Here is an 8,807-nt window from a genome sequence, read left to right as displayed (position 1 = left end):
CGGCGAGGCTGCGTCGGCCTTCTCGGCCAGGCCGACCGTGGCCGGCTCGACCAGCTTCGCGCCCGGCGCGATGCCATTGGTGCTGGCGCAGCCGGCCAGCGTCAGCACCAGCGTTGACGCCAGGGCCACCACCAGCGCGGTCAGCGCCGGAAGCTCGCGGTGCGAGCGCAGGGTCTGCAGGGAAGGGATCGCGGACATGAGACCAGACTTTCTGTCAGATGATTGTTTCGGCTGTATTTGCTCAGGCAAGCATTGGGACGGCATGGTCCACCTCGTTCAACTTTTGTTTGTCCTATTGGGGGCTGCGCGAGGGAGATCAGGTCTCGTCGCGCAACGCCTCTCCGTTCGCCAGCATGCGCTGCAGATACAGCTTCAGCGCCTGCCATTCGGTCTTCGAGAAACCGGCCAGATGGGCGTTGAGCACCTCGGCCAGAACGGCAGGGACCTCGGCGATCGAGGCCTCGCCTTCCGGCGTCAGCTCGATCTCGACGACCCGTCGGTCTTCGGTGCTGCGCACCCGCTTGCACAGGCCCTTGCGCTCCAGCCGGTCCAGCAGGCGCGTGGTGGCGCCGGCATCGGACTGCAGCCAGCGCGCCAGCTCGGCGACCGTCGCCTTGCCGTGGCCCGAATGGAAGACCTTGAACAGCGGGCCCCATTGCGCACTGGTCAGGCCGTGCGCGCCGAGCTTCAGGTCGACCTGGGAACTGATCGACAGCATGATCCGTTTCATCAGGTAGCCCACGCTCTCCTCGGCGCAGTACGCGTCGCGGTTGTAGAAATCGGCGGGGACGGGGCTGCGGCTCATGGCGGTCGGATGGGGTCCGTTGGCTGTCTCGATGCCTGGACTTTATTTGCTTAGGCAGTAATTGTCAAGGCCGCCTTTGCCCCGGCCGTGTTCGGCTACAGTGCGATGCGACTTTTTTGCCACCCGCTGTCCGACAGGCCCCCCCGATGACCAGCCCCACTCCCCCCGCGCCCGGTCGCGACGTTCGATCCCTCAGCGGGCTGATGCCGTTCCTGCGGCCCTATTGGGGGCGCATCGGCCTCGCGGTCGTCTTCCTGGTGATGGCCGCGGTCGCGACGCTGGTGTTCCCGGCGGCGCTGAAATCACTGATCGACCAGGGGCTGGTCGCCTCCGATCCCGGCGAGCGGCTGCTCGCGTTGCGCGGGCACTTCTTCGCGCTGTTCGGGGTCGGCGCGGCGCTCGGCGTGTTCTCGGCGGCGCGCTTCTACATGGTGACCTGGCTCGGCGAGCGCGTCACGGCCGACCTGCGCAGCGCCGTCTATGCGCACGTCATCGAGCAGAGCCCGGAGTTCTTCGAGACCACGCAGACCGGCGAGGTGCTGTCGCGGCTGACCACCGACACGACGCTGGTGCAGACCGTCGTCGGCTCCAGCCTCAGCATGGGCTTGCGCAACACGGTGATGGGCCTGGGCGCGATGCTGATGCTGATCATCACCAACCCGCTGGTGATGACGCAGGTGCTGGGCATCCTGGTGATCGTGGTGCTGCCGTCGCTGTACTTCGGGCGCCGCGTGCGCAAGCTGTCGCGCGCCAGCCAGGACCGCGTCGCCGATTCGAGCGCGATCGCCGCCGAGGTGCTGAACGCGGTGCCGGTGGTGCAGAGCTACACGCAGGAGGCGCGCGAGGCGAAGCGCTTCAGCGACTCGACCGAGAACGCCTTCGCCACCGCGGTGCGCCGCACGCGCGTGCGCTCGGGGCTGGTCGCCTTCATCATCACCGCCACCTTCGGCGCGCTGCTGTGGGGCCTGTACCAGGGCACGCAGGCGGTGATCGCCGGGCAGATCAGCGCGGGCCACCTCGGGCAGACGGTGGTCTACGTGATCATCCTCGTCAGCTCCGTGGCGGTGCTGGCCGAGGTGTATGGCGACCTGCTGCGCGCGGCCGGTGCCACCGAGCGGCTGATGGAGCTGCTGGCCACGCGCTCGCCGATCGCCTCGCCGGCGCAGGCGGCGGCACTGCCGGGCACGAGCGGCGGCTCGGCGGTGGCGCTCGAAGGCGTCAGCTTCCGCTACCCGTCGCGACCGCAGCATGCGGCGCTGGCGGATTTCAACCTGCAGGTGCGGCCGGGCGAGACGGTGGCGCTGGTCGGGCCGAGCGGCGCCGGCAAGAGCACGGTGTTCCAGTTGCTGCTGCGCTTCTACGACGTGGCCGAGGGCCGGGTCGCGGTCGACGGCGTCAGCGTGCGCGACACCGCACTGCAGTCGCTGCGCCAGCGCATCGGCATCGTGCCGCAGGACAGCGTGATCTTCTCGGCCAATGCGCTGGAGAACATCCGCTACGGCCGCCCCGAGGCCAGCGACGACGAGGTGATCGCCGCCGCCCGCGCCGCATTCGCGCACGACTTCATCAGCGCGCTGCCCGAGGGCTACCAGACCTTCCTCGGCGAGCGCGGCGTGCGGCTGTCGGGCGGGCAGCGCCAGCGCATCAGCATCGCGCGGGCGATGCTGAAGAACCCGCCGCTGCTGCTGCTCGACGAGGCCACCAGCGCGCTCGATGCCGAGAGCGAGCRCATGGTGCAGGCCGCGCTCGAATCGGCGATGAAGGATCGCACGACGCTCGTGATCGCGCACCGCCTGGCCACGGTGCAGCGCGCCGACCGCATCGTCGTGATGGAACACGGGCGCATCGTCGAAACCGGCACGCATGCGGAACTCGCGGCTGCCGGCGGGCTCTATGCGCGGCTGGCGGCGCTGCAGTTCGATCTGTAAGCGCGCGCCGACATCAACTGTTACCGACGACCGACAGACACCTGCAACATGCGCGACCGATACTCGCAATCCGCTCGCGCGCGAGACTTTTTCAGGAGAAGACCATGAACATCCGCAACTTCCGATCCGCCGCCGTGGTGCTCAGCGCCACCGCCGTGCTGCTGGCCGGCTGCCAGAACATGAGCGAGACCCAGAAAGGCACGGCCATCGGCGCCGGTGCCGGCGCCGCGGCCGGCGCGGTGCTCGGCAAGGTGACCGGCGGCAAGGCCGGCACCGGTGCGGTGATCGGCGGCGCGCTCGGCGCGGTGGCCGGCAACATCTGGTCGAAGCGCCAGGAAGAACGCCGTGCCCAGATGGAGCAGGCCACCAAGGGCACCGGCGTCGAGGTGACCCGCACGGCCGACAACCAGCTGAAGCTGAACGTGCCGAACGACGTGTCGTTCTCGACCGGCAGCGCGACGATCAAGCCCGAGCTGCGCGCCGTGCTCGACCCGTTCGCCGAGAGCCTGAAGAACGACCCGAACGTGCGCCTGAGCATCGTCGGCCACACCGACAACACCGGCTCGGACGCGATCAACAACCCGCTGTCGCTGGAGCGCGCGCACAGCGTGCGCGACTACCTGAGCACGCGCGGCGTGGCCGCGAACCGCATCGAGACCGCGGGCCACGGCGAGCGCGAGCCGGTGGCGGACAACAGCACCGAAGCCGGCCGCGCGAAGAACCGCCGCGTGGAACTCTTCCTGCGCGAGCCGGGGCAGTCCTGATCGCTCTTCGCATGACGGAACGGGCGCCTTCGGGTGCCCGTTTTTCGTTGCGCCGATAATCGCGCCTTCCGCAGGCAGTACCCCCATGAAACAGTACCTCGACCTCGTCCAGAGCATCTTCGACCACGGCAGCTGGCAGGACAACCGCACCGGCGTGCGCACGCTGAGCCTGCCCGGCGCCTCGTTGCGCTTCGACCTGCAGCAGGGCTTTCCGGCAGTGACGACGAAGAAGCTGGCGTTCAAGTCGGCGATCGGCGAGCTGGTGGGCTTCCTGCGCGGCAGCCGCAATGCGGCGGAGTTCCGCGAACTGGGCTGCAAGGTGTGGGACCAGAACGCCAACGACAACGCGCAGTGGCTGGCCAACCCATACCGGCTGGGCGCCGACGACCTCGGCCCGGTGTATGGCGTGCAGTGGCGCAACTGGCCGGCCTACAAGGTGATCGATTCGACGCAGACGGCGCAGATCGAGGATGCCATGGCGCGCGGCTACCAGTTCACTGCCGTCTACGACGACGGCGAGGCCGAGCGGGTGCTGCTGTACAAGGCGGTCGACCAGCTGCGCCAGTGCCTGGACACGATCATCAAGGACCCCGGCAGCCGGCGCATCCTCTTCCACGGCTGGAACTGGGCCCAGCTCGACGAGATGGCGCTGCCGCCCTGCCACCTGCTGTACCAGTTCCTGGTCAGCCAGGAGAAGCGCGAGATCTCGCTGTGCCTGTACATCCGCAGCAACGACGTGGGCCTGGGCACGCCGTTCAACCTGACCGAAGGGGCGGCGCTGCTGCACCTGGTCGGTCGGCTCACCGGCTACACGCCGCGCTGGTTCAACTACTTCATCGGCGACGTGCACATCTACGAGAGCCACGTCGGGATGCTGCGCGAGCAGCTGACGCGCACGCCGTTCGCTGCGCCGCAGTTGCAGCTGTCCGATCGCATCCCCGACTTCGCGAAGACGGGCCGCTACGAGCCGGAGTGGCTCGAGAAAGTGGAGCCGTCGGATTTCGCGCTGGTGGGGTACGACCACCACCCGCCGCTGACGGCGCCGATGGCGGTCTGAGCGGCCGCGCGGGTCACGCGCGGCGCTGCACCTTCACAGGTCGGATCGCTGGCCGTCGCGCATCAGGCGGGCCAGCATCGCCACGACGGCGGTGCGTTGCGTATCCACCCCGGCCGTGCCGAGCGCCGCCAGGCGCAGCGCTGCCGGCGGCTCGACCCCGGCCATCAGGTGTTTGGCGAGCTTGGTCATGATCAGGCCCGCGAGCATGCACTGCAGCGATGCGGCCGCTGCGTCGTCGTCGGCCACCGGCAGTTCGGTGAAGCGGGCGCTGACTGAAACCAGCGCTTCCGCCGCGCCCAGCAGTTCATCGGTGTTCATCGTCATCACAAGATCCTGGCCGCAGCCAAACCCGCGATTGGACCGGCCGGCGCGCCGGCTGTCATGAAMAAGGCCTGATGAAACCTTGACGGTGTGTGTGCCGGCATGTCACCCGGCCCGGGTTTTCGCGCCCATCGACGCGGCAATTCAATTGATCGCAGCCCTGGCTTTCATCCGCTCGTCCGGCGTTCAGCGGCCGGCACCCAGCGTCACGACCAGCGCCAGCAACTCGTCGAACCGGAACGGCTTCGTGACGTAGGCTGCGAAGCCGGCCGCCTTGCCTCGATCCACGTCGTGGGCCATGGCCGACGCGGTCACGGCGACGACCGGCGTGTCCCGCAGCCGCGGATCGCGCCGGAGCTCCTGCAGCACCTCGAAGCCGCTCATGCGCGGCAGCAGGATGTCGAGCAGGATCACGTCGGGCCGCTCGGCGCCGGCCATCGCCACCCCGCTGGCCCCGTCCTGGGCAGTCAGCAGCTCCAGGTCCGGGCGGTCCTCGAAGGCGGCTTGCATCAGTGCCAGGTTGATCGGGTTGTCCTCGATGTACAGGACACGCAGCGTCCGGTGCGCCGTGCGCTGCACGGCCAGGGGCGCGCTCACCGCGGCCTCGATGTCCGTTGCCGCGAGCGGCAGCTCGATCCAGAAGCGGGAGCCCTCGCCTTCGACCGACTCCGCACCGACGTCGCAGTGCATCAGCTCGGCCAGCCGCCTGGACAAGGCCAGCCCGATGCCCGAACCCTGCACATCGGAGTCCTCCTGGCCGAGACGCTCGAACGGCGTGAAGAGCAGCGCCAGCCTTTCGCTCGCGATCCCCGGCCCGGTGTCGCTGACGGTGACCCGCACGCGTYGGCCGTCGGCGCTGCGATCCCGATGGACGACGACACGCCCCCCGACGCGGTTGTACTTGACCGCGTTGGACAGGAAATTCACCAGGATCTGCCGCAAGCGGGTGCGATCGGCGACGACCGCCAGCGCGTCACCGCCCGCATCGGCGGTCAACGCCACCTGCCGTGCGTCGGCGCCCACGCGGCACATCGACACGGCCTCTTGAACGACGGCATCCAGGTCCACCGGCGCCAGGCGGACGTTCAGCTTGCCGACCTCGATGCGCGCCAGGTCGAGCAGCTCGTCGATCAGTTCGAGCAGATGATCGCCCGCATGGCGGATCTCGGAAAGCCAGTGGCCGTGCTTGTCCGAGCGCTCGGTCATCTCGAGAAGCTGCGCGAAGCCGAGGATGGCGTTCATCGGCGTGCGCAGTTCGTGGCTCATGCGCGAGAGAAACTCCGACTTCCCGCGATTGGCGCGCTCGGCTTCGTCGCGTGCCGCTTCCAGCGCCCGGGTGCGCTCCAGCACCCGGGACTCCAGTCGACGATTGGCCTCGAGCAACGCCTCCTGGGCCTGTTTCAGCTCCGAGACATCCAGCGCCGTGATGGCCACGCTGCGCGCGCCGTCTGCCGCGGTGATCGGCGCGATCGTGATGACGTAGTGACGCGGCACGCCGGCTTCGTTGGGCAGCATGCTCTCGAAGCTCTGGCGCGAGCCGCTCGTGAAAGCGGCATGCAGGTAGCCGTTGAAGCGTTCCCTTTGCTCAGGCGGATACCAGTCCTGCGCCAGGGTCCCGACAACGCGCCGCCGCGGCGGATCGTCGCCGCGGTTGGCGAAGATCGTGCGGCCGTTCGCATCGACCTCGTAGATCAGCACCGCCGTGTGGGCCGTCAGCGCACGCAATCGGGCCTCGCTCGCACGCACTGCCGCCTCGGCACGCTTGCGATCGTCGACGTCCATCGCCGTTCCCAGCGCGCGCAGCGGCGCCCCCTGCGCGTCGCGCTCGACGATGCGGCCCCGCAGGACGACCCAGCGCCAACCCAACTGCTCATGCCTGAGCCGCAGCTCGATCCTCAGCGCCTTCGTGCGCTGGTCCGGATCGCTGCGCAGTTCAGCCGCCACGGCCTCGATGTCGTCGGGATGGACGCGCTCGCGCCAGAACGCGAGCTGCGGCCTCAGCTGCGAGGGCTCGACGCCGACGATGCGCGCGCACTCGTCATTGGCTTCGACCCGCTGCAGGGCCAGGTCGCACTCCCACAGTCCTGCAGACGCGGCCTCCATGCCGAGGCGCAAGCGCATCTCGCTGTCGGCCAGCTGCGCCTGCGACGCCTGGACCTCGAGGTTCGCCCGCCGCACCGAGTTCGACAACGCATTGATGGCCGCGACGACGGTGTCGAGCGCGTCCGGACGCCAGCGGCCGGCGGCATGCCGGTCGAGCACCAGCGGAGGATCGCCGGGCCCCGCGTGCAGGGGATCGATGCTGCGAACATGCCGCGCCACCTTGGCCAGATGCTGGGTCACCATGTACTGGAAGACGAGCAGCAGGAACACGGCCACCAGCGCGGTCTTGACGGCATTGCCGACCAGCGCGGTCACGAGCCGGCTCCCGATGCGCGTGAGCACGCCATCGACGCTGGCGGTCACATGCAGTGTCCCGATGAGGACGGCGGCTCCGCCTTGCTCATGCATCAGGGGCACGGAGGTCTGCAGGCGCCGCTGCGATTCGGCCCGGACCACCGACCAGCGCGTGCGGCCCTCGACGTCGATGCGGGCCGATTCGATGTCGGGCAGCCGCAGCAGGCCCTCCAGCTGGCTTTGCACCGCCTCCGCGTCGAACTGCCAGACACTGTGCGCGAGCGACGGTGCGTAGCTCGACCCGATGAAGCGGAACGCGCTGTCGATCTCGCGCAAGTCGCGTCGGTAGTCGACATACAGATCGACGGCCGTGATGAACGTCGTCACCAGCGAGCTGAACAGGACCACCGCAATCAGCAGGCGCTTGGCCAGGCCGTTGCCGTTGAACAAGGCATGGCGCACGCCGCTCCAGGCCGGCGTGGACACAACGCTCATCGTTCGGCCTCGCGAAGCATGCGAAGCGTGATCTCCCGACGCAGGCGTTCCAGTTCGCCACCGGCCTCCATCTCCTGGACGACCTTCTCCACCCGGGGCACGAGCTCGCGATGCCGCTCGTGCAGGAAGTGATACAGCGGGATGTGCTCCAGCGCCGGCGACAACGGGCGAACCACCGCGTCGAGGCGCAGCTTCCTGTTCAGCAGCACACCGCTGAACCGATCGCAGACCGCCACATCGATGCGTCCGCTGGCGAGCATCTGCATCAGCTGCTCCATCGTCGCGACCGCTTCGACCTTGCTCATCCCGCTCGTTCCACGCTCGGAGGAGCCGACGCCGCGAACGATGCCGATCGAATACGGCGCGATCGAGCTCCAGCCGTCGATCCGGAGTTCGCGCTGCTTCACGAAGGCCGATGGCTCGATGTAGTTGATCGAAGCCCGCACCGGCAGCAACGACGGAAACTCGCTCTGCACGGCGAGGATCCTGTGCACCTCCCCATCCACGCGCCCCTGGCTCGACTCGACGAGGGCCCTCTTGGCCGGCAGGTCGACGAACTCGATCGCGATGTCCAGGCGCTGGTAGACGGCTTTCAGGATCTCGCCGCCGACGTATTGATCCGGAATGTTCTCGAGGCGTGCCAGCCGCAGCACCGCCTGGGCCGGCGCCGCATCGGCGCGCGAGGGGGGCAGCGCGAACCCGATCAAGCAGGTCAGCAGCCAGCGCCTCGCCGGACTCGCCCCTACGACYGCAGAAGTGGCAATGGAATCCATGGCTGGTCTTCCTGATCCGCCCGCGTTCGCCCGAGCCCGCGGGCGCCCAGTGTAGGCCAGCCGCACTTCGGTGCGCCAGCCCCGGGGCCCGGGGTCAGCCGAGCGCCGCGACGATCTCCGGCGGCGCCTGCACCAGCTCGATCAGCACGCCCTCGCCGGCCACCGGGAATTCATCGTTGCTCTTCGGGTGGACGAAGCAGATGTCGTGGCCGGCCGCGCCCTTGCGGATGCCGCCGGGGGCGAAGCGCACACCGTTCGCCGTGAGCC

The 8,807-nt window shown here is 68.9% G+C and carries 7 protein-coding genes and 2 pseudogenes; 3 read left to right on the top strand and 6 right to left on the bottom strand.

The genetic code is table 11. The features are described from left to right. A pseudogene (locus AC1D1T_RS27030) lies at window positions 1-198 on the bottom strand (hypothetical protein); the annotation flags it as partial. Window positions 199-316: 118 nt separating this feature from the next. Beyond that, on the bottom strand, window positions 317-805 hold the full coding sequence (locus AC1D1T_RS27025) for a MarR family winged helix-turn-helix transcriptional regulator (protein WP_477842377.1): 489 nt from the start codon (window positions 803-805) through the stop codon (window positions 317-319). Window positions 806-951: 146 nt separating this feature from the next. Between AC1D1T_RS27025 and AC1D1T_RS27020 the strand changes: the two genes are divergently transcribed. The 3 genes from AC1D1T_RS27020 to AC1D1T_RS27010 all read left to right on the top strand — a co-directional run bounded on the left by AC1D1T_RS27020 (window position 952) and on the right by AC1D1T_RS27010 (window position 4,554). Further along, window positions 952-2,733 carry an ABC transporter transmembrane domain-containing protein gene (locus AC1D1T_RS27020; protein ID WP_477992836.1) on the top strand — a complete coding sequence of 594 codons (1,782 nt, stop codon included), beginning with the start codon at window positions 952-954 and terminating at the stop codon, window positions 2,731-2,733. A 104-nt stretch (window positions 2,734-2,837) separates the two neighbouring features. Next, window positions 2,838-3,497, top strand: a complete 660-nt coding sequence (locus AC1D1T_RS27015) for a YiaD family glycine zipper/OmpA-like lipoprotein (protein ID WP_477826110.1) — start codon at window positions 2,838-2,840, stop codon at window positions 3,495-3,497. Between the two features lie 85 nt (window positions 3,498-3,582). Continuing rightward, on the top strand, window positions 3,583-4,554 hold the full coding sequence (locus AC1D1T_RS27010; protein WP_047504683.1) for a thymidylate synthase: 972 nt from the start codon (window positions 3,583-3,585) through the stop codon (window positions 4,552-4,554). A 33-nt stretch (window positions 4,555-4,587) separates the two neighbouring features. On the opposite strand, the gene AC1D1T_RS27005 is transcribed toward AC1D1T_RS27010, so the two are convergent. From AC1D1T_RS27005 to AC1D1T_RS26990, 4 genes and pseudogenes are all read right to left on the bottom strand, one after another. Further along, window positions 4,588-4,878 (bottom strand): hypothetical protein, encoded by a 291-nt coding sequence (locus AC1D1T_RS27005; RefSeq protein WP_047504686.1) that lies wholly within the window; start codon window positions 4,876-4,878, stop codon window positions 4,588-4,590. A gap of 183 nt (window positions 4,879-5,061) precedes the next feature. Continuing rightward, a complete protein-coding gene (locus tag AC1D1T_RS27000) occupies window positions 5,062-7,767 on the bottom strand; it encodes an ATP-binding protein (protein ID WP_477992835.1) in 2,706 nt (901 codons plus the stop codon). Beyond that, the gene (locus AC1D1T_RS26995) at window positions 7,764-8,540 is read right to left on the bottom strand and encodes a substrate-binding periplasmic protein (RefSeq protein ID WP_465111783.1); all 777 of its coding nucleotides are present in this window, start codon (window positions 8,538-8,540) and stop codon (window positions 7,764-7,766) included. The genes AC1D1T_RS27000 and AC1D1T_RS26995 overlap by 4 nt, the downstream gene beginning before the upstream one ends. 94 nt (window positions 8,541-8,634) lie before the next feature. Further along, window positions 8,635-8,807: pseudogene (locus tag AC1D1T_RS26990) on the bottom strand (VOC family protein); the annotation flags it as partial.

It is taken from the genome of Rhizobacter sp. P2_H3 (assembly GCF_056403355.1).
The sequence above is the reverse complement of the archived record's forward strand: the minus strand, read 5'-3'. Positions and strand labels throughout refer to the sequence as shown.

Excerpts from the sequence above, each read along its gene's own strand:
- AC1D1T_RS27025 (WP_477842377.1), bottom strand. The coding sequence starts at position 805 with ATGAGCCGCAGCCCCGTCCCCGCCGATTTCTACAACCGCGACGCGTAC.
- AC1D1T_RS27015 (WP_477826110.1), top strand. The coding sequence starts at position 2,838 with ATGAACATCCGCAACTTCCGATCCGCCGCCGTGGTGCTCAGCGCCACC.
- AC1D1T_RS27010 (WP_047504683.1), top strand. The coding sequence starts at position 3,583 with ATGAAACAGTACCTCGACCTCGTCCAGAGCATCTTCGACCACGGCAGC.
- AC1D1T_RS27005 (WP_047504686.1), bottom strand. The coding sequence starts at position 4,878 with ATGACGATGAACACCGATGAACTGCTGGGCGCGGCGGAAGCGCTGGTT.